This is a genomic window from Enterococcus sp. DIV0546 (genome assembly GCF_051712785.1).
Lineage (GTDB): Bacteria > Bacillota > Bacilli > Lactobacillales > Enterococcaceae > Enterococcus > Enterococcus faecalis.
Window position 1 is genome coordinate 2,312,501 of the sequence record NZ_JBIOPO010000001.1, and the last position, 22,742, is coordinate 2,335,242.

Annotated in this window: 22 protein-coding genes, 1 tRNA gene and 2 rRNA genes (1 of these 25 cut by a window edge); 3 read left to right on the forward strand and 22 right to left on the reverse strand. The window is 38.2% G+C overall.

All coding sequences use genetic code 11. The annotated features are described in order from the left end of the window. From IGJ24_RS11210 to IGJ24_RS11235, 6 genes are all read right to left on the reverse strand, one after another. A 23S ribosomal RNA gene (locus tag IGJ24_RS11210) occupies positions 1 to 434 on the reverse strand (it extends 2,479 nt beyond the left edge of the window). 176 nt (positions 435 to 610) lie between these two features. Beyond that, a tRNA-Ala gene (locus IGJ24_RS11215) sits at positions 611 to 683 on the reverse strand. 79 nt (positions 684 to 762) lie between these two features. Further along, positions 763 to 2,323, reverse strand: a 16S ribosomal RNA gene (locus tag IGJ24_RS11220). Together the 16S and 23S rRNA genes with 1 tRNA gene alongside form the textbook arrangement of a ribosomal RNA operon. Before the next feature lie 434 nt (positions 2,324 to 2,757). Beyond that, positions 2,758 to 3,006 (reverse strand): hypothetical protein, encoded by a 249-nt coding sequence (locus IGJ24_RS11225; RefSeq protein ID WP_002392518.1) that lies wholly within the window; start codon positions 3,004 to 3,006, stop codon positions 2,758 to 2,760. Next, positions 2,990 to 3,361 (reverse strand): hypothetical protein, encoded by a 372-nt coding sequence (locus tag IGJ24_RS11230; protein WP_002385270.1) that lies wholly within the window; start codon positions 3,359 to 3,361, stop codon positions 2,990 to 2,992. The genes IGJ24_RS11225 and IGJ24_RS11230 overlap by 17 nt, the downstream gene beginning before the upstream one ends. Before the next feature lie 64 nt (positions 3,362 to 3,425). Then, entirely contained in the window at positions 3,426 to 3,794 is a 369-nt protein-coding gene (locus IGJ24_RS11235; protein ID WP_002365178.1) for a CvfD/Ygs/GSP13 family RNA-binding post-transcriptional regulator, read from the reverse strand. Between the two features lie 183 nt (positions 3,795 to 3,977). Here IGJ24_RS11235 and IGJ24_RS11240 point away from each other — a divergent pair, with 183 nt between their 5' ends. After that, positions 3,978 to 5,159 (forward strand): MalY/PatB family protein, encoded by a 1,182-nt coding sequence (locus IGJ24_RS11240; RefSeq protein WP_438775405.1) that lies wholly within the window; start codon positions 3,978 to 3,980, stop codon positions 5,157 to 5,159. Here IGJ24_RS11240 and IGJ24_RS11245 read toward each other — a convergent pair. Both IGJ24_RS11245 and IGJ24_RS11250 read right to left on the reverse strand, forming a co-directional pair. Then, entirely contained in the window at positions 5,137 to 5,343 is a 207-nt protein-coding gene (locus tag IGJ24_RS11245) for a DUF3955 domain-containing protein (protein WP_265588167.1), read from the reverse strand. The two genes, IGJ24_RS11240 and IGJ24_RS11245, sit on opposite strands and share 23 nt — an antisense overlap. A 165-nt stretch (positions 5,344 to 5,508) precedes the next feature. Next, on the reverse strand, positions 5,509 to 6,099 hold the full coding sequence (locus IGJ24_RS11250; protein WP_002355150.1) for a peptidylprolyl isomerase: 591 nt from the start codon (positions 6,097 to 6,099) through the stop codon (positions 5,509 to 5,511). Positions 6,100 to 6,303: 204 nt separating this feature from the next. Between IGJ24_RS11250 and IGJ24_RS11255 the strand changes: the two genes are divergently transcribed. Both IGJ24_RS11255 and IGJ24_RS11260 read left to right on the forward strand, forming a co-directional pair. Continuing rightward, positions 6,304 to 7,314 (forward strand): NAD(P)/FAD-dependent oxidoreductase, encoded by a 1,011-nt coding sequence (locus tag IGJ24_RS11255; RefSeq protein ID WP_002368301.1) that lies wholly within the window; start codon positions 6,304 to 6,306, stop codon positions 7,312 to 7,314. 148 nt (positions 7,315 to 7,462) lie between these two features. After that, entirely contained in the window at positions 7,463 to 8,425 is a 963-nt protein-coding gene (locus tag IGJ24_RS11260; protein ID WP_002355148.1) for a phosphoglycerate dehydrogenase, read from the forward strand. A 64-nt stretch (positions 8,426 to 8,489) separates the two neighbouring features. Here the strand turns inward: IGJ24_RS11260 and IGJ24_RS11265 are convergent, their stop codons facing one another. From IGJ24_RS11265 to mltG, 14 genes are all read right to left on the reverse strand, one after another. Beyond that, positions 8,490 to 10,043 carry a bifunctional metallophosphatase/5'-nucleotidase gene (locus tag IGJ24_RS11265; RefSeq protein WP_289865861.1) on the reverse strand — a complete coding sequence of 518 codons (1,554 nt, stop codon included), beginning with the start codon at positions 10,041 to 10,043 and terminating at the stop codon, positions 8,490 to 8,492. A 97-nt stretch (positions 10,044 to 10,140) separates the two neighbouring features. Next, the gene (locus tag IGJ24_RS11270; RefSeq protein ID WP_002359172.1) at positions 10,141 to 11,421 is read right to left on the reverse strand and encodes an extracellular solute-binding protein; all 1,281 of its coding nucleotides are present in this window, start codon (positions 11,419 to 11,421) and stop codon (positions 10,141 to 10,143) included. A 23-nt stretch (positions 11,422 to 11,444) separates the two neighbouring features. Next, positions 11,445 to 12,734, reverse strand: a complete 1,290-nt coding sequence (locus IGJ24_RS11275) for an MBL fold metallo-hydrolase (protein ID WP_002359171.1) — start codon at positions 12,732 to 12,734, stop codon at positions 11,445 to 11,447. Next, positions 12,718 to 13,536, reverse strand: a complete 819-nt coding sequence (locus tag IGJ24_RS11280; protein WP_289865860.1) for a carbohydrate ABC transporter permease — start codon at positions 13,534 to 13,536, stop codon at positions 12,718 to 12,720. The genes IGJ24_RS11275 and IGJ24_RS11280 overlap by 17 nt, the downstream gene beginning before the upstream one ends. A 4-nt stretch (positions 13,537 to 13,540) precedes the next feature. After that, entirely contained in the window at positions 13,541 to 14,416 is an 876-nt protein-coding gene (locus tag IGJ24_RS11285) for a carbohydrate ABC transporter permease (RefSeq protein WP_002355143.1), read from the reverse strand. Continuing rightward, entirely contained in the window at positions 14,416 to 15,486 is a 1,071-nt protein-coding gene (locus IGJ24_RS11290) for an ABC transporter ATP-binding protein (protein ID WP_002375727.1), read from the reverse strand. Before IGJ24_RS11290 ends, IGJ24_RS11285 begins: the two co-directional genes overlap by 1 nt. A 209-nt stretch (positions 15,487 to 15,695) precedes the next feature. Further along, complete coding sequence (locus tag IGJ24_RS11295; protein ID WP_002373102.1) at positions 15,696 to 16,634, reverse strand: glycosyltransferase family 2 protein; 939 nt, start codon at positions 16,632 to 16,634, stop codon at positions 15,696 to 15,698. Positions 16,635 to 16,841: 207 nt separating this feature from the next. Then, a complete protein-coding gene (locus IGJ24_RS11300; protein ID WP_002355140.1) occupies positions 16,842 to 17,171 on the reverse strand; it encodes a HesB/YadR/YfhF family protein in 330 nt (109 codons plus the stop codon). Between the two features lie 54 nt (positions 17,172 to 17,225). Then, complete coding sequence (locus IGJ24_RS11305; protein WP_002355139.1) at positions 17,226 to 17,891, reverse strand: potassium channel family protein; 666 nt, start codon at positions 17,889 to 17,891, stop codon at positions 17,226 to 17,228. Positions 17,892 to 17,994: 103 nt separating this feature from the next. Continuing rightward, a complete protein-coding gene (locus tag IGJ24_RS11310; protein ID WP_002355137.1) occupies positions 17,995 to 18,627 on the reverse strand; it encodes a response regulator in 633 nt (210 codons plus the stop codon). After that, a complete protein-coding gene (locus IGJ24_RS11315) occupies positions 18,602 to 19,705 on the reverse strand; it encodes a sensor histidine kinase (protein WP_289865859.1) in 1,104 nt (367 codons plus the stop codon). The genes IGJ24_RS11310 and IGJ24_RS11315 overlap by 26 nt, the downstream gene beginning before the upstream one ends. Next, entirely contained in the window at positions 19,702 to 20,433 is a 732-nt protein-coding gene (gene liaF, locus IGJ24_RS11320) for a cell wall-active antibiotics response protein LiaF (RefSeq protein ID WP_002381168.1), read from the reverse strand. Before liaF ends, IGJ24_RS11315 begins: the two co-directional genes overlap by 4 nt. A gap of 150 nt (positions 20,434 to 20,583) precedes the next feature. After that, the gene (greA, locus tag IGJ24_RS11325; RefSeq protein WP_002355133.1) at positions 20,584 to 21,063 is read right to left on the reverse strand and encodes a transcription elongation factor GreA; all 480 of its coding nucleotides are present in this window, start codon (positions 21,061 to 21,063) and stop codon (positions 20,584 to 20,586) included. A 260-nt stretch (positions 21,064 to 21,323) separates the two neighbouring features. Next, a complete protein-coding gene (gene mltG, locus IGJ24_RS11330; RefSeq protein WP_002387309.1) occupies positions 21,324 to 22,709 on the reverse strand; it encodes an endolytic transglycosylase MltG in 1,386 nt (461 codons plus the stop codon). Between the last annotated feature and the right edge of the window lie 33 nt (positions 22,710 to 22,742).

The following is a 22,742-nucleotide window of genomic DNA, read 5'->3' on the forward strand; positions in this document are numbered from 1 at the left end:
GGAATTTCTCGTGTTCCGCCGTACTCAGGATCCTCCTAGGTGTTGTCAGCATTTCGTCTACGGGGCTTTCACCCTCTTTAGCGGAATTTTCCAAATCCTTCAACTATACTAACAGACTACCATAACGGAGTCCTACAACCCCAACAAGCAAGCTTGTTGGTTTGGGCTCTTCCCGTTTCGCTCGCCGCTACTCAGGGAATCGAATTTTCTTTCTCTTCCTGCAGGTACTAAGATGTTTCAGTTCTCTGCGTCTACCTCTAATCAGCTATGTATTCACTGAAAAGTAATATCCTATAAAAGATATTGGGTTCCCCCATTCGGAAATCTCTGGATCATAGCTTACTTACAGCTCCCCAAAGCATATCGGTGTTAGTCCCGTCCTTCATCGGCTCCTAGTGCCAAGGCATCCACCGTGCGCCCTTATTCACTTAACCTTATCAACCTTACGGTTGGGTCTTGATCACTTCTTCTAGCGATAGAAGGTTAATCAATAAATAAGCAATTGAACTTATTAAAAAACTCATTCAACGCGGTGTTCTCGGTTTGTTTTGATTCTTTTTACTTCAATATCCAGTTTTCAATGAACGAATCTGATAGCAAAAGCTATCAATGGAGCCTAGCGGGATCGAACCGCTGACCTCCTGCGTGCAAAGCAGGCGCTCTCCCAGCTGAGCTAAGGCCCCGAACTTATTTGATTGAGAGTAGACCTCTCAAAACTGAACAAAGTAAAGACGAAATGTGTATTTCCGTAATATTCCTTAGAAAGGAGGTGATCCAGCCGCACCTTCCGATACGGCTACCTTGTTACGACTTCACCCCAATCATCTATCCCACCTTAGGCGGCTGGCTCCAAAAAGGTTACCTCACCGACTTCGGGTGTTACAAACTCTCGTGGTGTGACGGGCGGTGTGTACAAGGCCCGGGAACGTATTCACCGCGGCGTGCTGATCCGCGATTACTAGCGATTCCGGCTTCATGCAGGCGAGTTGCAGCCTGCAATCCGAACTGAGAGAAGCTTTAAGAGATTTGCATGACCTCGCGGTCTAGCGACTCGTTGTACTTCCCATTGTAGCACGTGTGTAGCCCAGGTCATAAGGGGCATGATGATTTGACGTCATCCCCACCTTCCTCCGGTTTGTCACCGGCAGTCTCGCTAGAGTGCCCAACTAAATGATGGCAACTAACAATAAGGGTTGCGCTCGTTGCGGGACTTAACCCAACATCTCACGACACGAGCTGACGACAACCATGCACCACCTGTCACTTTGTCCCCGAAGGGAAAGCTCTATCTCTAGAGTGGTCAAAGGATGTCAAGACCTGGTAAGGTTCTTCGCGTTGCTTCGAATTAAACCACATGCTCCACCGCTTGTGCGGGCCCCCGTCAATTCCTTTGAGTTTCAACCTTGCGGTCGTACTCCCCAGGCGGAGTGCTTAATGCGTTTGCTGCAGCACTGAAGGGCGGAAACCCTCCAACACTTAGCACTCATCGTTTACGGCGTGGACTACCAGGGTATCTAATCCTGTTTGCTCCCCACGCTTTCGAGCCTCAGCGTCAGTTACAGACCAGAGAGCCGCCTTCGCCACTGGTGTTCCTCCATATATCTACGCATTTCACCGCTACACATGGAATTCCACTCTCCTCTTCTGCACTCAAGTCTCCCAGTTTCCAATGACCCTCCCCGGTTGAGCCGGGGGCTTTCACATCAGACTTAAGAAACCGCCTGCGCTCGCTTTACGCCCAATAAATCCGGACAACGCTTGCCACCTACGTATTACCGCGGCTGCTGGCACGTAGTTAGCCGTGGCTTTCTGGTTAGATACCGTCAGGGGACGTTCAGTTACTAACGTCCTTGTTCTTCTCTAACAACAGAGTTTTACGATCCGAAAACCTTCTTCACTCACGCGGCGTTGCTCGGTCAGACTTTCGTCCATTGCCGAAGATTCCCTACTGCTGCCTCCCGTAGGAGTCTGGGCCGTGTCTCAGTCCCAGTGTGGCCGATCACCCTCTCAGGTCGGCTATGCATCGTGGCCTTGGTGAGCCGTTACCTCACCAACTAGCTAATGCACCGCGGGTCCATCCATCAGCGACACCCGAAAGCGCCTTTCACTCTTATGCCATGCGGCATAAACTGTTATGCGGTATTAGCACCTGTTTCCAAGTGTTATCCCCCTCTGATGGGTAGGTTACCCACGTGTTACTCACCCGTCCGCCACTCCTCTTTCCAATTGAGTGCAAGCACTCGGGAGGAAAGAAGCGTTCGACTTGCATGTATTAGGCACGCCGCCAGCGTTCGTCCTGAGCCAGGATCAAACTCTCATAATAAAAGTTAGAACAATCTTGCGATTGTTAAGCTCAATTTGTTTGCTAGCATATTGCTTGCTTGTTAAAAATGTTTGTTGTCTTGAATTGAATCAAGACGCCCTACACATTTGGTTCGTCTATTCTTTGTTCAGTTTTCAAAGGTCTACGTTACCTCGCAACAACTTTTATATCATAACAAACTTTCGTTTGAATGTCAAGAACTTTTTTGAAAAAGTTTTTTTAAGTTGTTTTGCTCGGTTGTTGTTGTCTGTTGTGACAACTTCTATATCTTATCATCTCGTTTGTTATTTGTCAACAACTTTTTTGTTGTTTTTTCAAACTTTTTTCGAGAGATTTGAAATCAAGAATTGTTATTTAATTATTGATTTCTGAATCGCTCAGCTGTGTGACTCGCCTTGCGACATGTAATAATATATCAAGATTTTGATGTTTGGTCAACACTTTTTTTCAAAAAAATTAAAAGAAGTTTTCAATCTGTTTTCATTCTTTTCAATTATTTCGTTTTTAAACTTTTTAAATCCTAATTGTCTATCAAAACAGTTTAATTCCTTACTAAAAATCGAACAATTTGAATCATATATTTGAAATAGTTCGATTAACTTTTTTACGTACAACATAAAAAAAGAAAGAATCTGTTCGATTATCGACAGATTCTTTCTTTTTTGTTTAAAACATTGGGACACCTTCAATATGATATTTTGACCAAATCGTTTTTAATTCTGCAGGTGCTACCCATGTATAGTCTTTATCCATTTCATTTTTAAGTGCTTGTTCATCCATCTCGAAGACAAACAGCGGAACATTTTCTTTATTGATATGCGCGTTAGTTAATTCTACTAAGCTAATTGAAGTAACGTCCAATTGAACCTCTTCTTTGAACCATTGTAGCATACTAGCTAAACCCGTCATCTCATCAGAAACTTTTGCCATCGCAAACTCAATCGCTTCACCTATTGGATGCATCAAAAATTTTTTACTACCATCGTTTAAGTTCAGTATGATTGTTCCAGCGACTTTTTTGTTAGACACGACATCCACCTCAATTAATTTTTAGATTCACTAACAAAAGAAATTGTAACACACTTTCTGAAAAAATACAGAATTATTTTTCAAGCAACTTATCCATTGCTTCATCAATCCATTCTGGAAGTTCTTTGTCTAAGGTTGCAAAGCCAATTTTTTTATTCTTATCCGTAAAATATTTTTTGCGTCGATGGTTCACTGAATGAACTTTGTCTTCAAGGGTTCGTAAAGATAAGCTAATCTTTTGAGAATATTCATCAACATCAATAACTTGAACGGTTACTTTTTGTCCAACGGTTAAGAGTCCATGGATATTTTTGGTAAAGCCAGCTTGTACTTCCGAAACATGAATCAGTCCTTGTGTTTCTTCGTCTAAAGAAACAAATGCGCCATATGGTTGAAGTCCGGTAATTGTGCCAGAAAGTACCATACCAATTTTGTACTTCATCAAATTTCCTCTTTTCATACGATAAATTTCTTTTTCCGTTTCTACTCATTTAAAATAATAGCATTTTTTCAACGTTTGTGCATTATTTCTTCCCTAGTTGTTAAAACTATTGTTTCATCTTTTAAGCAAAATCTACTATACTATAGGAAGTAAGACTTTATATAGAAGAAAAGGAGTTATCTTATGTTTAATTTTAATGAAACCATTGATCGTCGCCACACGAATTGTGTTAAATGGGACACCGTTGAAACGAGTTACCACGAAAAAGATTTACTACCTTTATGGGTTGCTGATATGGATTTCAAAGTACATCAGCCTATTCTTGATGCCTTGTCACAAGTTATTGAACAAGGCATTCTAGGATATGCAGTTGCACCTAATGAACTGTATCAAGCAATTCAAGATTGGCAACGGCAACACCATCAATTGATTGTTGAAAAAGAAGAAATTTTGTTTAATAGTGGCGTGGTTCCCAGTTTGGCCACAGCCGTTCAAGCGTATACAGTACCTGCGGATTCTGTCATGATTTGTGATCCAGTCTACCCCCCTTTTGCAGATGTGGTAAAACAAAATGAGCGTAGACTTGTGCGACATTCTTTACTAGAAGTTAACGGACATTATGAAGTTGATTTGGTTAAAATGGAACAACAGATAATCGAAGAAAAGGTGAAACTGTTACTTTTTTGTAATCCCCATAATCCTGGTGGACGTGTTTGGACAAAAGAAGAATTGCTAGCAATTGGCCGTTTATGCCAAAAACACCAAGTAACTGTGGTTAGCGATGAAATTCATCAGGATTTGATTTTCAAACCGCATACCTTCACTTCCTTCACTGTCGCTGATGAAGCATTTAAGGAATTCACAGTTACCTTAACCGCGGCAACGAAAACCTTTAATTTAGCGGGTATTAAAAATTCAATGCTGTTCATTCCTAATGAAAAACTACGGCAATCTTTCGTATCTTTACAAGACAAAAATCATCAAGGCGGTATCAATACTTTTGGCTACGTTGGAACGGCAGCTGCCTATCAAACAGGGGAGGAATGGCTAACGGCGTTACTGGATTATTTAAAAGAAAATATTGATTTTGCCCTTTCCTTTTTCCGTGAAGAGCTGCCTAGCGTTCGTGTAATGGAGCCTGAAGGAACCTATCTTTTATGGTTAGACTTTAGTTCTTATTCGCTAACGGATCGGGAACTTCGCGATACCTTAATTCATAAGGGGAAAGTGGTTCTAAATCCAGGAATTAGTTTCGGTCCCCAAGGTTCTCAACACATGCGTTTAAACTTAGCTTGTTCAAAAGAAACTCTCGAAGAAGGCCTTTTACGTATCAAAAAAGCTTTTAATTCTTTCTTTTGCGTTTAGCTAAATAAACTCTGACGAACCAGATACCTGAAAATAGAAGTAAAATTTCTCCAATTATTATTGTATAAAATCCTGGTTCATGAACGATTCCTTGCTGATCTACATACGTAAAAAACGTTCCTATAAATGGGAATATTACTGCAAACAAAGCCAAGGCCATTGGATATCTGTATTTTTCTAACAAATTCGCTTCCTCTCCTTCTATCCTTTAACTCAGTATCTTATAAAGACTTCATTAAAAGAAGTGATTTGGACGCTTTTAAAAAAAAAGTTAGTCGTTTTAAGAAAAAAATAAAGAGTACCAACGAATTTGTCCCTCGTTGATACTCTCTTTTTCAATTGGTTAAACTTATTCACCAATGATTTCAACTGTGTCCATCACGACGTCAAATGTTGGACGGTCTTGGGCATCCCGTTGGACTCCACCAATTTCATCCACTACATCCATACCATCCACAACATGACCAAAAACAGTATGACGGAAGTCTAACCAAGGTGTTCCGCCTTGTTTGTAAGCTTCAATAATTTCTTCTGGAAAACCAGCATCTTCTAACTGACTCATCATTTGAGCTGGAACATTTTGATTAGTAACAACAAAGAATTGGCTGCCATTTGTGTTAGGACCAGCATTTGCCATTGACAATGCGCCACGCAAATTGAAAACATCCCGAGAAAATTCATCCTCAAATGCTTCTCCATAAATACTTTCGCCGCCCATTCCTGTTCCGGTTGGGTCACCGCCTTGAATCATAAAATCAGGAATCACACGATGGAAAATAACGCCATCATAGTAGCCCTTTTTCGCTAATTCAACAAAATTTTTAACCGTTTTAGGCGCTTGTTCTGGGAATAATTGAACAGTGATGTCGCCTCGGTTTGTTTTAATGACCGCTTTTGGGCCTTTAGCATTTTCTAAATCTAATTGTGGAAATTGTGACATGAGAATGTCCTCCTAGATAATTATTTTATAGTTCCATCATATCGAAAAATGCTGAAAATTGCTATGATCTTTTTCCAATGATTAAAGAATGCTTTGATTCGTTAGCCAAACTTGCTTTTTTCGAAAAGCCGTGCTATTTTGTGAAGTGTTCGCAAAACGATCAATAGTTGTCTCAACCCTAAATGAATTAGGAGGAATTTTCAAATGTCTGATGAAAAAGATATTTATGATTTAACGATTATCGGCGGCGGTCCTGTTGGATTATTTGCCGCTTTTTATGCGGGAATTCGTAAAGCGAAAACGAAAATCATTGATAGCCTGCCGCAATTAGGTGGTCAGCTAACAATGCTGTATCCCGAAAAATATATTTATGATATTCCTGGATTCCCTGCTATTAAAGCCGGTGAGTTAATTGCCAATTTGGAAAAACAGATGCAGCCATTTCAGCACGATGTTTGTTTGGAAGAAGAGGTCACACACCTTGCACAGGAAGCAGATGGACTTCTGCGCTTAGACACAACTAAAGGCACACATTATTCTAAAACGGTTATCTTTGCGATTGGTAACGGTGCTTTCCAACCTCGACGTTTAGCTATCGAAAATGTTGAAGCCTTTGAAGGTGAGTCAATCCATTATTATGTGACTGACATGAAAAAATTCGCTGGCAAAAAAGTTGCGATAGCTGGTGGCGGCGATTCTGCAATTGATTGGGCTTTAATGCTAGAAAACGTTGCAGAAGAAGTATCTATTATCCATCGTCGCCCACAATTTCGCGGCCACGAACATAGCGTGGAACAACTGGAAAAATCTAGTGTTTCTATCAGAACTCCTTATATCATTAGTGATATTTTAAAGGAAAATGAAACGTTCACAGGCATCCAATTAACGGAGACAAAAGGTGACCAAACATTGGATCTCCCTCTGGATGATTTAATTATCAATTATGGCTTCACTTCTTCTTTAACACACCTCAAAGAATGGGGATTAGACGTTTCTAGAAATGCTATTAATGTTCATTCCGATATGTCAACTAACATTCCTGGTGTATACGCTGTAGGGGATATCTGTTCCTATGAGGGAAAAGTGAAGTTAATCGCTACAGGCTTTGGTGAGGCACCTACTGCCGTAAATAATGCTTTACATTACTTACGGCCCGATGCTCGACGTCAACCAGTTCATAGTACAAGTTTATTTGAAAACGGTGTACCTAAATAAGGTTAGCGCTGGACTTTAGCAGTTTTTAAGCCAAGGACAAAAATCTAAAACGGATTTTTGTCCTTGGCTTTCTGCTTTACTGAAAAGCCTTTCTTTTTCTCTTTTAAATTTATTTTTGATACAATAAAAAGTGCTAGGAGGAAGAAAGATGAACCAACCAATTATTTATTTAAATGAAGTATTCAACGAAGAACAACTGGAACAAGTGAAAGCTGTGGCGCCCAATTATCTAGTTAAAACATCTACCGATCATTTATCCTCTGCTGAAGAAGAGGCAATCGAAATTATGTTAGGCTGGCATAAAGAAATTGGTCCGCGTTTATTAGCATCTGATACTAGTCACCTAAAATGGATTCAGCTCATTTCTGCTGGTGCTGATTATATGGATTTTGATAAATTAAGAGAAAAAGGCATTCTGTTGTCTAATGGTAGCGGAATCCATAGTGTTTCTATCTCAGAACATGTTTTAGGCGTTTTATTAGCACATACCCGTGGACTGCAAGAAAGTATCCAACAACAAATGCAACACACATGGAATCAAACAGCCCCTTCCTATCAACAACTTTCTGGGCAAAAAATGTTAATCGTAGGCACTGGGCAAATCGGACAACAATTAGCTAAATTTGCTAAAGGTTTAAATCTTCAAGTTTATGGCGTGAATACCTCTGGACATGTGACGGAAGGCTTCATTGAATGCTATTCACAGAAGAATATGAGTAAAATTATCCATGAAATGTCCATTGTTGTGAACATTCTTCCTTTGACTGAAACAACAAAACATTTATACAATCAGGCACTTTTTGAAAAAATGGCTCCTGAAACAATTTTCGTAAATGTTGGTCGCGGCGCCTCAGTAGCAACGAACGATTTGATAACTGCCTTAAACAATAAAACCATTGCTTTTGCTGCCTTAGATGTCTTTGAAGAAGAACCTCTTCCCGAAGATAGCCCTTTATGGGAGATGCAGAATGTTTTACTAACACCTCATATTTCTGGCATGACACCGAAGTTCAAATCAAAATTACTGGCGATTTTTATTCCAAACTTAAATCAATTTGTGACAGATCAAACCCTCGTCAAAAACCAAGTTTCCTTAAAAAAAGGCTATTAACTCAAAAAAGGCCTTCAACCATCTTTCAAGTAATTGCATGGTTGAAGGCTTTTTTTGCTATTTTTTACCAGATAACCTTGAAGTTATCATTTGTCGACGCTTGAATGATTGGATGTTTTTTCAAATATTCTGCAATCAGTTCCGTCATATCAATTTGAATTTCTCGAATAATTTTTTCAGGTTGGAACATTTGATAGTTTCCGCCACCGACTGCTCGGTATTGATTTGTCACGATTTCCAAAACATCTTCTGCTTGCACTGCTTTGTCATGATAATTAAGTTTCGTCACTCTTTCACCAAACGGTTGTCTTAAATCAAGCGTATACTCAATGCCTTCATACATATCATAATTATAGTATTGTGGTTTTGGATCGACATATTTCGGGTTAAAAATTGGTTGGCCTTTTTCTAACACAAAATAAGTAGCGCTTTGTTCTAACGCTTCACGGAGGTCTTGTCCAGTGACACGCAATACAGCCAAGGTATTTGGATAAATGTAGTTGGTAATGATATCGCGCATCGTAATTTGATTATTAAACCCTTTGCCTTCATTGTTAAAAAGTGCAGTCCCTGAAATATCCGTTCCGCTTGAAGCCATTTGGACGTTATTAATAAATTCTATATATGGATGTTCTTTGAGGCGTACGGCATTCGGATTTTGAATCGTCATATCCCCTTCCACATTTCCCACTGGTTGGTCAAGCCACTCTTCTACCTCGTCATGTAACGCTGTTGTCAAAGCTAAAATTTCTGCATCTGGTTGTTCGTTCCCAACAGGATGAATAGCTGCATCACTTCCGATAACGCGATAGCCTTTAGCCATAGGTTCAATTTCTAAAGTAATTTCTCCAACGAAAGCTCCTCGAAAACCTGGTTGAATCACAGGTATTCCATTCAGTTTTGTAGCAATTTCTCGATGTTGGTGACCAGTGACTAAGGCATCAATCCCAGGAACTTTTTCCAATAAATCGTAGCCTTCATTTTCTCCTGTTAGTAATTCCGTGGGTTCCCCTGTTTCTAAATCTTTTTCAAAACCGCCATGGTAAGCGACAACAACTAGGTCCGCTTCTTCCCGCAGTTTTGGCACGTATTCTGCCGCTGTTTCAACGACACTTTTAAACGTTAAATCTTTGACTGTTGCCGGCTGTTCCCAATGAGGAATATATTGAGTCGTCACGCCAAGGATGGCTACTTTAACCCCTTGTTTTTCTATGATGACATACGGCTGACCGAAATAAGGTTGTCCATCTTTACCAAGAATATTGGCAGCTAAAACTGGCTGTTGATAACTGGCAATCGTTTCCTTTAAATAATCTAATCCGTAATTAAATTCGTGGTTACCTAAAATGCTAACATCATAATCCATTTGATTAATGATCTTAGTGATGGCTTCCACTGAATGTGTTTCTGCTTTTCTTACGTAATAACTAAGCGGCGAACCTTGAATAAAATCCCCATTTTCAATTTGAAAAACTGGTCCTTTGGCAGACGCACGTAACTTTTTCAGCATGGTTGCTGCTTTTGCGGTTCCAAAAGGCAAATCCATCTTTTTTTCACTATAACTTGTTGGCATAATATACCCATGCATATCACTTGTTGCTAAAATTTTTATTTGCATTTTGTTTCTCTCCTTCTTCCGCCCAAAAGAACAGGAAGGTTAGAACACGAGCCATAACGACTCAGATCCCAACCTCCCACGTCTGTTTATTTATTGATTATTGGTTCCATGCTTGTTCAAATTGTGACGTTGCATCTTTCAATAATTTTTTCGTGTCTTTATTTGATGAAGCAAAAATACTTTCCATAATTGTCCGCATTTCATTATAGGCTGAATCAGCATTTTCTTCTACTGGGATAGCGAATAAATCTTTTACTGCGTTTTCAAGTTGTGCAGGTACTTTGGTTGTCTTAGAATTTTTGTACTCATCACTGTGTAAAACAGATTCTAAAATTGGCATATAACCTGTTTGTTGTGCCCAGTACAATTGTGAATCAGGAGTAGCTAAGAATTTCATGAATTCAAATGCCGCTGTCCGTTGTTCTGGCGTAGCACTATCGAACATATAAATATCTGTTCCTTGTTGTAAGTTGATTTTTTCAGGACGTGGTGCAACACCGTATTCATAGCCACCAGCTTCAGCATCTTTTTGAACAAAACCAGCACCAGCAATACTACCGACAAACATTGCTACCTTTTTGTTTGCAAATGGGCCAGATAAATATTTATCTGAACCAGCTGTGCGGAAGTAACCTGCTTCGATACCATCACGGTAATAGTCCACGACTTCTTGTGAATCTTTGCTTGTTAAATCTAAGTCTTTATTAAAATCAACGCCTTTGTTTTTCATTCCAATTGCGTAATAGTTATTTAACGAGTCAAAACCAGCACCAACGACTTCTTTGTTGGATTTTTCGTAAATTGTTTTAGAAGCTTCTTTTAATTCCTCTAATGTTTTCGGTACTTCAACACCATATTCTTTCAACAAATCAGCATTATAGAATAACATTTCTGTCGATTTATTAAATGGAATGCCGTATTGTTTGCCGTCGATTTTGGCGCCATCTAACAATACTTCACGAATTGGTTCTGCATCTTTCCAGCCGATTGTGTCATCATCCATATATGGTTTTAAGTCCACTAACATTTCATCTTGTGCAGCATTCCATAACCAGCCTGGGTACGCTTGCGTAATTGTTGGTAAATCTTTTGGTGAAGTTAAAGTCGAATTGATTTTGGCTTGTAAATCAGGGTAAGCAGATTGATTTTGTAATTCCACTTTAATTTTTGGATTTTCTTTCATGAAGTCTTTCGTTAATTTTGTTAACGCTTCTTCTTGAACCCCATTCATTGCATGCCAGAAAGTGATTGTCGTATCTTCCTTCACTTCTTTCACAATATCGTTTGATTCTTTGGCCCCATTACCGTTACCACAAGCCCCCAATGCGAAAATAGCTGCGGTTGCTAACACTGTTGTTGCTAGAGTTTTGAACTTCATTTTTTTCTCTCCCTTAAAAAAATTTATAAAACAATTTGCTCGCCACGTTCTGGCAATATTCTTTCACCATACGGGTTTTCCAGTTTTTCTGGTTTTAACGTATGGATTGGAACCAATACTTGAGGTTCAATCAATGCAATAATTTTATCCAGATCTTCTGGAATTGCATGTCCTGAACAAGCTAAGCGGACAAAAGTAATGTCTTTTTTAGCCAACAAATCTAAAAACACGCGATACTGTGGATCAAAGTCCCCTAACGGTTGTGCATCACTGTGAATGTATAAACTACCTTCTTGGAGGTTGTCAAACTGGTTCACAACTTGCCACAAATAGTCTGTTTTGTCCTTTAGTAACGTGTCATACGGGATTTCTAACGCTGGATTCAATTCTGGTATTTTACCAGATTCAGCATAATAATAACGAACTTCTATTCCAAATACTTCAAGTAACAACGCAGCCATATTTGCTTCTAAAACGACTGTACGTGGTGACTTTTCAATAATCTTAGCAAAACGTTCTACGTTTGCTGGATAACCATTAAAGGTAATTTGTCGATTCGGGTTTTCTAGTTCTAAACGAACCAAGTGCTGAACAAGATCTTCTTCACTGACAACCGCTATTTGGGCTGGATCTGGTTCACGTTCTGGGAAGCTAATGCTTACGCCTTCCATCATTAATAATTCAGTATGTTTGGCTTTTTCACAAAAAGCTAAAGTCTCTTCACGATTATGGCCATGTAAGCGCAAATCACCTGTGTATGTGATGAAATGGTCAGGCGTGCGAATCAGTAATGCCGAAGCACCGTACGCATCATGATCAACAGGTACGATTTCCACTGAAATTTCACCAACTTTAATCACATCGTTTTTATTAAGACCAATCATTTCTCGGGTAAAATTCTTTTCTTCAAACGGTGATGGAATCAAAAAATCACCTTTGCGATTTAAACTATTTAGAATCATTTTCGTTTCTTTTAGGGTGTACAACGGAACAGCTGGGTCTAAATAATTAATCATGCGTGAATGATCTAAATGGGCATGAGATAAGAAAACAGCGGTGTGTTGATACTCTTTGTCTTCTGCACCATGATATTCATAACCTAAACGTGGATCATATAAGTCTTTTAATTCTGGCACTAAACGATTATTAATTAAGGTTTCAATGTGATCATCGGGCAAATCTAATTCTGGTCGAAATTCTGTACCAAAATCAAAGAAGATATGGGCATCTTTATACGCCACTTCAATCACGGTTCCTCCAATTGTTAAAATGCCACTGTGAAAAGTCACAGTTGTTTTAGCCTTTGATTCCATTTTTTGCAACTCCTCTGATAATTTCTTTTCTGAAAATCAAGTAAATAATTAAAATTGGAATAACGGTTAATGTTGCAGCAGCCATTTGTAAATGTACGTCACTACCGCTCTCTGTCGCAAAGGCCGATAGTCCATTATTTAATAGACGGTATTTTTTCTCGTTCGTCACCAACAATGGCCACAAGAAAGAATTCCAACTAGAAATAAATGTTAAAATCCCTACTGTTACTAACGCTGGTTTTGACATTGGTACTAAAATACGCCAAATATATTCTAAATCACTAGCACCATCAATCTTGGCAGCCTTGTAAAAAGTATCAGGAATACCTTTTAAATAACCGTTTAAATAGTAAATATAAAAAATACTAGTTAAAAATGGAATAATTAAGGCGCTGTAAGTATTTAACAAACCTAATTGCGCAATCGTTTGATAATTGGTAAAAATAATAGATTCATACGGAACCATTAATAACGAAATCATCAAAGCAATGACCACATTTTTAAAACGGAACTTCAAACTCGTTAACGCGAATGAAGCTAAAACGGCGGTGACTACCGTAGCAATCGTTGTAACGCCTGAAACAAAGACTGTGTTCAAGAAATACCGAAGAAAGGGTGCTTTTTGAAAGACCTCTGTGTAGTTTTGCCATTGTGGTTGTTTTGGAAACATAGTTGGCGGCATGCTGGTCGCTTCAGAGTAACTCATTAAACCAGCTAAAATCATATAGACAAATGGAAATAACGTAATAACGGCTAAAATGCCTAAGAAAACAAATGCGATAATCGTTAAAACTTTTTGCATTGGCTTATTGCCCCACTTTCTTTAAGAGTTTATTTTGTAAGAAAGTGACCACTAAAATAATCACAAATAAAATCACTGTGGCGGCCATCGCAATTCCAGGACGCCCTGCAATGTGGAATTTGTCATAAATATAGTACACTGCGGTTGTGGCACTATTGGCAATCCCCGCACGACCACCGAATAAAGCATAAACTTGTGTATAAACTTTAAAGGCGCCAATTAAATTGACCGTTAATAAAAAGGCAATGGTCGGGACTAGTTGCGGAAACGTAATACGTCGGAAAATTTCGCCGTCTGAGGCACCAAACATTTTTGCAATTTTAAAATGTTCTTCATCAATATTTCTCAACCCAGCCAACAAAATAATAATATTAAATGCTAAACTCGTCCAAACTCCAAAAATAATCAATGTCGGCATACTCATTTGAACATTATCTAGCCAGTTGACAGAAGGAATGCCGAAAAAACCTAAGACGTAATTGACAATTCCATAATCGCCATTAAAGAAGTAACGGAAGACAATCCCAATGGCAATCGTACTCGTTACATAAGGCATAAAGAAAATCGTTTCAAAGAAACTCTTATGTTTAACTTTTTCAAAGATAATCCAAGCAATTGCTAGGGAAATTATCAAGGCAATCGGTACCACAGCAAATGCATAGAGCGCTGTATTTTTTAACGCTTTATAGAAGATTGGATCATTCAATACACGTTGATAATTTTCTAAACCAGCGTAGCGTTGGTTAATTAAGGAACCTTTTTGGAAGCTCATCCACAAAGAACGAAACAGCGGATAAACGCTAAACAGTAAAATGATTCCTAATGATGGCAGAAGGAAGAGCCATGCTTTTGGTTGATTTTCTGGATTGTATTTTTTCATTAGTAAACCCGGTCTCCCGCTTCGTTAAAGATAAATACTTTTTTATATGAAAAATCAAAAGATAAAGTGTCTCCTTCTTCAATCGCTTCTTCTACACTTACAATTGATTTCACTTGTTCATTTCCTAATGTAAATCGTAAAATACGTTCTCGACCAATCAATTCCACTAAATCTGTCGTTGTGGTAAAGAGACCTGTTTCAGCTGGTACCACATCTTCTGGACGAGAAGCAAACGTATATTTCCCATCAGTCATTGGCATTTTAAAGCGAGCTTGCTCAAAACGCTCAAGCGGAATTTCAAAACTTTCGTGGTACATTTTGCCGTCTTTCACTTCAACAGACAATAAATTAATAATTGGGTTACCTATGAACTGAGCAACAAATAAGTTATTTGGTTCTAAGTAAAGGTTTTGAGGTTCATCATTTTGTTGAATAACCCCTTCGTTTAATAAAATAATTTTATCACTGATTGATAGCGCTTCCTCTTGGTCGTGCGTTACAAAGATTGTTGTAATGCCTACTTCTTTCACCAAGCGGCGGATTTCTTCACGAATTTTCAAACGCAAACGTGCATCCAAGTTACTTAAGGGCTCATCTAATAATAAAACATCTGGTTTTTGAACTAACGCCCGGGTAATCGCAACACGCTGTTGTTGACCACCAGAAAGTGTGCCTGGCTTTTTATGGCTTAACTCTTCAATATTCGTTAGTTTCATATATTCTTCGGCAATAGCTTGTGCCTCTGTTTTAGGAACTTTCTTGCTCCCTACTGTCAAAGGAAACATTACGTTTTCTAGAACAGTCATATGTGGATATAAGGCATAGTTTTGAAAAACGAACCCGATGTTCCGATCTTTTGGTGCTGTTTTGACAACCGATTGCTGTCGAAACTGAATATCTCCATCACTTGGATGTAATAAACCTGCAATTAAGTTTAAAATTGTGGATTTCCCACACCCACTTGGTCCTAACAAACAAACCAAGTCCCCTTGTTCAATCGTAAAATTGACCGATTTTAACGCTTCAAACCCATTATCGAATACTTTTTTCAAGTCGATAACTTCTATCATGACCCAACCTCCAAAAAAACATTTAATAGCATACCTTTTGATTTTAACATTTATTTCTTGCAACCGCGAGAGCAAAGCTGTTTCATTAAGATAAAAATAGGTAAAGTTAATGTATTTTTTATGTAAAAAATGTTGTTTTTCTGAAAAGCCTATTTACACTTTTTTTAACGCATAACAAAAAAGCAGAGAATTTTTCTCTGCTTTTTTGGTTATTTTTTAGAATCTTTTTCTGATTCCTTTACAATATAAATTGGTCGTTTTTTCGTTTCTAAGAAAATTTTGCCAATATATTTGCCAATAATTCCTAAACATAATAGTTGCAAACCACCTACAAAAAGTACAATACAAACCATTGAAGGCCAGCCGCTTGTTGGATCACCATTAACTAATGTTCGAAAGATAATCACTAACATTGCTAGTGCAGAACCAATACACGAAAAGGCGCCAACGTATGAAGCAATATTCAATGGTGTCTCTGAAAAATTGACAATCCCGTCAATTGAATAACTTAATAGACTCCAGAAAGACCAAGAGGTTTCTCCAGCAATTCGTTCTCGATTTTTAAATTCAATATATTCTGTTTTAAAGCCGACCCAGCTAAAGATCCCTTTTGAAAAACGATTATACTCAGATAACTCTAAAATCGCATCGACCATTTGTCGGGTCATAACACGAAAGTCACGGGCACCATCCACCATTTCTGTCTCAGCAATTCGATTAATGAGTTTATAGAACATCCGAGCAAAAAAGCTACGAATGGGCGGTTCGCCGTCTCTTGTTATGCGTCGTGTGCCAACACAATCTAAATCTGTACTGGTTTCAATCATCTCAATCATTTGAGGTAATAACTCAGGCGGGTCTTGTAAATCAACGTCCATGACTGTCACTAAGTCACCTGTTGCTTCTTTTAAACCAGCGTATAAGCCCGCTTCTTTCCCAAAATTTCGTGAAAAAGAAAGATAACGGACCTTCTCTGGATGTTCGCGATAAAGCTGTCTTAAAACAGCTAACGTATTATCTTTTGAGCCATCATTCACAAATATATATTCTACTGAATGAGATAGTTGCTGGCTAATTTTTTCTACTTCTTCAAAAAACAGCGGAATCGCTGCTTCCTCATTATAACAAGGGACAACAATTGATAGCATTTTATTTCCTCCACACTTCAGTTAATTATCATTATACCATATGATAGCCTTATTAAATAACGATATCCAATTAAGAATAGCTTAATTAAATAGAAAGAACCTGAGAAAAAATCCAAAACGATTTTTTCTCAGGCTGACTAGCGGTTAAACGAAAGCAACAGAAATAGTCCTACGCACTACTTCAGCTTTTTCTGTTTAGCACTAAAATTATTTTGTTAAATCTTCTTGGTTTGCTTCAAATTGATAACGCGGTTCATCATTCTTTTCATCATAATCAACAATCAAATCATACCCTTTAAAGAACCAATCATCTGTTTCTTCAATAAAATAGGTAATCCCATCTAGATTCTCTTTAATCATTGGCTCATCTGGCGCTTCTACAGACATCGCAATGGAAAAACCATCATGAACAGGTGTTTTTCCGTAAATTTTTCCGAAAAAACGAATGCCTGTCTCAGGCTGAACCCCGGTTTCTTCTTTAAACCATTGTTGGGCTTTCGGTGTCACTTCTAATTTCATTCTTTGTTCCTCCTTCACATCTCTGTCGCCATTTATTGTAGCACAGCGCAGTGCTTTTAGAGAATAAAGTGCTTAGCCATTCATTTTTTCATCTAATAAATCCACGTCTGCGGTATCACCGATAACTAATAAATTGTCGTTTTCTCGAACAATTTCAGAAGCATCTGGCGAAGCAATTACTTCTGTTTTCGAGCGGCGGATCGCTACCACAGTTAAACCAAATCGTTGACGGAAATTTAATTCTGCTAAGGTTTTATTGTAAAATTTAGGATTGGTGACCCGAACCTCAGCTAATGAAAATTCGCTAGATAATTCAATATAATCTAAAATATTGCGTGAAACAAGTTTGTGAGCAATTCGAATGCCCATATCCCGCTCTGGGTGAACGACCATGTCTGCCCCAATTTTATCTAAGACACGGGCATGATATTCATTGACTGCTTTGGCTAAGACATTGGGAACCCCCATCTCTTTAACCATTAGTGTCACTAAAATACTCGCTTGAATATCTTCACCAATCGCCACCACTACGTGATCAAAATTCCGAATTCCTAAAGAACGCAACGTCATTTCATCTTGGGCGTTAGCCACCACTGCATGCGTTGCAATGTTCATATATTCATTGACACGGTCTTCACTGCTGTCAATGGCCAAAACTTCTTGACCAGCTTCCACCAAAGTTTGGCATATGCTGCCGCCAAAACGTCCTAAACCAATAATTGCAAAATTTTGTTTCATTTCTTCTGACCGCTCCTGTCTGTTCGTTAAAATTAGTATAACAAATCCATAAATAAATTCCTAGAAGGATTTCCTAGAATTTATTTATGGATTTATCTGATATTTATTTGGCTAAACCATGTTGAAAAGCATAAATCGCCGCTTGGGTCCGATCATCCACATCTAGTTTTGCTAAAATGTTTGAAACATGTGTTTTAACTGTTTTCAAAGTGATAAAGAGTTCATCAGCTATTTCCTGATTACTTTTACCTTGTGCAATCAACATTAAAATTTCGTGTTCTCGGTTTGTCAAATCTTCGTGCAACACCGGCTCTTGTTTTTTTGTTAACCGTTCCATCATCTTATGCGTCACTTCAGGTTCCAACACACGCTCTCCGCGATAAGTCGCCCGAATTGCATCAGCAATCTCATGAGCTGTTGATGTTTTTAATAGGTAGCCTGCTGCACCAGCTTCAATCGCCGGATACACTTTTTCATCATCAATAAAACTCGTCACAATAATAATCTTGGCTTCTGGCCAATCTTTCAAGATCGCTTTGGTTGAATCAATGCCATCCATTTCTTCCATTACCAAATCCATCAAAATAACATCTGGACGTAGTTCCAATGCTTTTTCATAGCCAATCTTACCGTTTTCTGCTTCGCCTACGACTTCTATATCCTCTTGAATAGATAAATATGATGAAACGCCTAAACGGACCATTTCATGGTCATCCACTAACATTACTTTGATCACTTGCAGTTTCCTCCTTTATGACAGGAACTTTAATTTCAACGCTGGTTCCCTGCCCTTTAAAACTAATAATTTTAACTGTACCGCCCATGCCGACAACACGTTCTCGGATATTATTTAAGCCATAACTACCGGCTTTATTACTTTGTTCCTTCATATCAAAGCCGACACCATCATCAACAATACGCAATAGCACGTTTTTATCGACTTGGTGTAAGTATACCTCTAATTCCTTTGCTTTGGCATGTCTTAAGGTATTTGAAAGTAATTCCTGCACAATTCGGAAAAGATGATCCTCAATGCTGCTATTTAAATGAACATCTTCAACATCCCAAATCAATTCAATTTTAATTTTTGTTTGTAGTTCTTTCAGTAATTGTTCAATACCTTTACGCAAACTTTTTCCTTCTAGACTGATAGGACGCAAGTGCAATAGTAACGCGCGCATTTCCGATTGGGAGGCATTAATGATTTCTGCCACCATGGCTAGTTGTTTGCGATATGGTTCAGGGGTTTCTGTTCGTTGTGCTTGTTCATTTAAGGCAGACAACATCATCATGGCTGCAAAAAGTTGTTGACTGACTGAATCATGCAACTCCCGCGCCAAACGATGCCGCTCGTTCTCTAAAATTTCTTCTTTTGTTTGCCCATCCATTAATTGCGGTCGACTGTTTAATAATTGCAATTCTTTAGACATCTCTAATAATTTATTTTTAATCGACCAAATATCTTGTTCGACTTCGGTTAGATAATGGTCTTGATTTTCACTGGTCGTTGGTTTGTTTAAGACTGGACTTTCATAATTACCATTGGCCAATAACCGAAGTTTTTCTTCAATCCGTCCATATTGCCCTTTTTGAACCAATGAAATCAGTAAAAAGGTCAATAAGCCTATTAGTAAGGATATGAGAACAATGTGCACAATTAGTGGTAAATAAAAGACTTTTCTCTGAAGAAGCTCTAATATCCACCGGTTTTGTTTAATCGAATGAAAATATGAAAACAATGTAATTAAGATAACAATAAAGGTGCTAAGGGACGCATATAATGAAATCATGCGTCTTGAAATCCGATCGGTCATACACGGATCACCTCAACATCTCCTACTAAAGTGTTCGTCATAATTTTCAAACGACGAAGATTGGTATCGTAATCATTGCTGTAAATTTTTAATGATTCGTTTTTCAATTGATATTTTTCTTCTTCAAAACGTACCGTTCCGTAAAAAGTTGAATGTTCTAACAAAATTGCTACACCTAACGGTACTAGAATTCGCGTGCGGCCAAAACCTTTACGAATAATAATAATATTGTCTTCTTTCGGTAGTAGCGTATTACCTAAATCAATAATGGTGTCCCCAGAGATTAAATCAATATTGATATCATCCCATTCATAGATATTGTTACCAATGCGTTCGTTGGCAAACCAACGGCGTTTAAATCGTTTGCCATTTTTAGGTTCTTTTGCCGCCGTCTCCACCATAATCATTTGTTTTTTACGCCAAGGTGCTCGCTCAGCTATATCCACGCCTGAAATCTCAAAGCCTTTTAAGCCGATAAAGAGTACGCCAAAAATCAACATAAACCAAACAGCCGTACTGTTCATTGCACCAATGACAATAAAAACAACGCCGAGGACGAATTGAAAGTTGTTAAAATGTGTTTTAGATGCTTTCCTGGAAACGTAGGCCACAAGTAAAACGCCAATTGTTAATAAAACAGCTAATCCAGGATTATGTACAATTTGCCATAACGCCAGAATAAAAAGTAATGCTTCTGCGACGATAAAAAAGCGCCAAGGGTTATTCATAGATTTGCCTCCTCCCTCTGTCATTTATTTTACTCGTTTATTTTATTTAATCATAGTGGTTTGCGCCTCAGGTTACCATAGGACTTTAGCCCTAAATGTCCTAGATTGCGAAAGGACAGGCCTTGGAAGCTGCCTGCCCTACTCAATTATTTAGTTTGCTTCAACTTTTGTAATTTTAACTGTCATGTCGCCACCAGGTGTTGCAATAATCACTTGGTCGCCTAATTGTTTACCAATTAAGGCTTGCGCAATCGGTGAATCGTTAGAAATTTTACCAGAAAATGGATCGGCTTCGGCACTTCCTACGATTGTGTATTCCTCTTCTTCTCCATCAGGCAATTCTTGGAAAGTAACTGTTTTACCGATGGAAACTTCGTCTTGGTCCACGCCATCATTATCGATGATTTCTGCAAAACGAATCATATTTTCTAACGTTGTAATACGTCCTTCAACGAAAGCTTGTTCATCTTTAGCTGATTCATACTCTGAGTTCTCTGAAAGATCCCCAAAGCTACGAGCGATTTTAATACGCTCTACGATTTCTTTACGTTTAATTGTTTTTAATTCTTCTAGCTCTTGTTCTAATTTTTCTTTTCCTTCAAGAGTCATTGGATATACTTTTTCTACCATGTTAATTCTCCTTTTTCGCTTAACGATACGTAGTTCTTGGTTGGTTATTGAAAAAAATTCCGCTTTCAATCCACAAAAGAGTACCACGCTTTTTCTAAATTGTAAATATAATTATTGAATTTTTGTGATTTTGCTAAATTTTATTTATATAAATTTCTAGTTGCTACGCTTTCCCTCTGTTAAACAGATTACTTTTTGAGTATCTAAAAGCTTGGTGAATCATACAAAATTGATTCACCAAGCTCTTTTATGTTTTCATTTTATTCACTACTTGAATTATTGACATACTGATCTACTAATACTTGATGTTCTTCATATGTTTTTGAGAAGTATACTTTTCCTGTAGAAATATCTGCTACAAAGTATAAATAGTCACTTGGTGTCGGATTCAAGACTGCTTTAATTGACTCCTCACTTGGGCTATCTAATGGTCCTGGTCCATAACCAGTATTTTTATACAAGTTATAAGACGAGTCCACTTCCAAGTCAGCATACGTTACAGTTTCTTTGTGTTCTCCTAGAGCATACAAAATAGAAATATCTGATTGTATCGGCATATCGGCAGCCAAGCGGTTAAAGAATACTTGGGCAATTTGTTTGCGGTCTGCTTCTTTGACTCCTTCTTTTTCAACCAATGAAGCTAACGTTAAGACTTGCTGATTGGTTAAATTCTTTGCATGAATTGTCGGCGTATATTGTTCCATTACTGTGTTCATTTTAGCAATCATTTGTTCGACAAATTCAGGAAGTGTTGCTTTTTTGTAGTAATCATAAGTTGCCGGGAACAAATAGCCTTCTAAGCGATAACGAACACCTTCTGCGGTTGCAGCACTTTCAAGTAAATCAGGATACTTAGCCTTCATTTGATTGAAGAAGTCTTCGTTTTTCATTAATGCAATGAAATCTGCTTTCTTGAAATCCGTATTTTTTTCAATGGCTTCGCCAATTTTATCTATATCGTAGCCTTCAGGAATCGTTACTTTGCCATCTGCGATTTTAGTTGGTTCTGGCGTGCCTCCTTCTTTTAGCATTTCACCAATTTCATCGAGTGTCATGCTTGGAGACATTTGATAATAGCCCGCTTGAAAATCTGTTAAGTTTTTAAATTTTACGTAGTAGTTAAAAACCATTCCGCTTTTAATGACGTTGCTTTCTTCTAAAACCGCAGCAATTTGCTTATTAGAAGATCCTTCTGGGATATGCACTTGAACAAGCTTCTTATTGTTCTTGTCTAGTGGCTGTAGCCCAGCATCTACATATTTATAAAAAGTAAACCCAAAGATTGCCATCATTAAAACCAATACAGAAACTACAATTAACACGATACGACCGACTAAACGATCTTCTTTTTTACGTGTTTGTTTTTTTGTATTTGTTGGCTTTTCGTCTGTTTCAATCGGGGTTGGCTCTTCGACTGTCTGTGTTGTCTTGTCTTTCCCACGTCTTCGAGCAGCTCTAGAACCTGCACGTGTTTGTGTTGTGCGGCTCGCTGTTTCTTGTGATTCATCAGATGAAGGTTGGGGAGACCTATCATTTTTTTCAGAGGAATCAGGTTGATCGCCATCATTTCTACCATTTAAAGACCCAGTTACTTGATCTCTAAGCGAAGATTTGGGATCTTGGTTATTTTGGTTATCATTAGCCAAAACTAACCCTCCTTACTATTCTATCGTTTATGA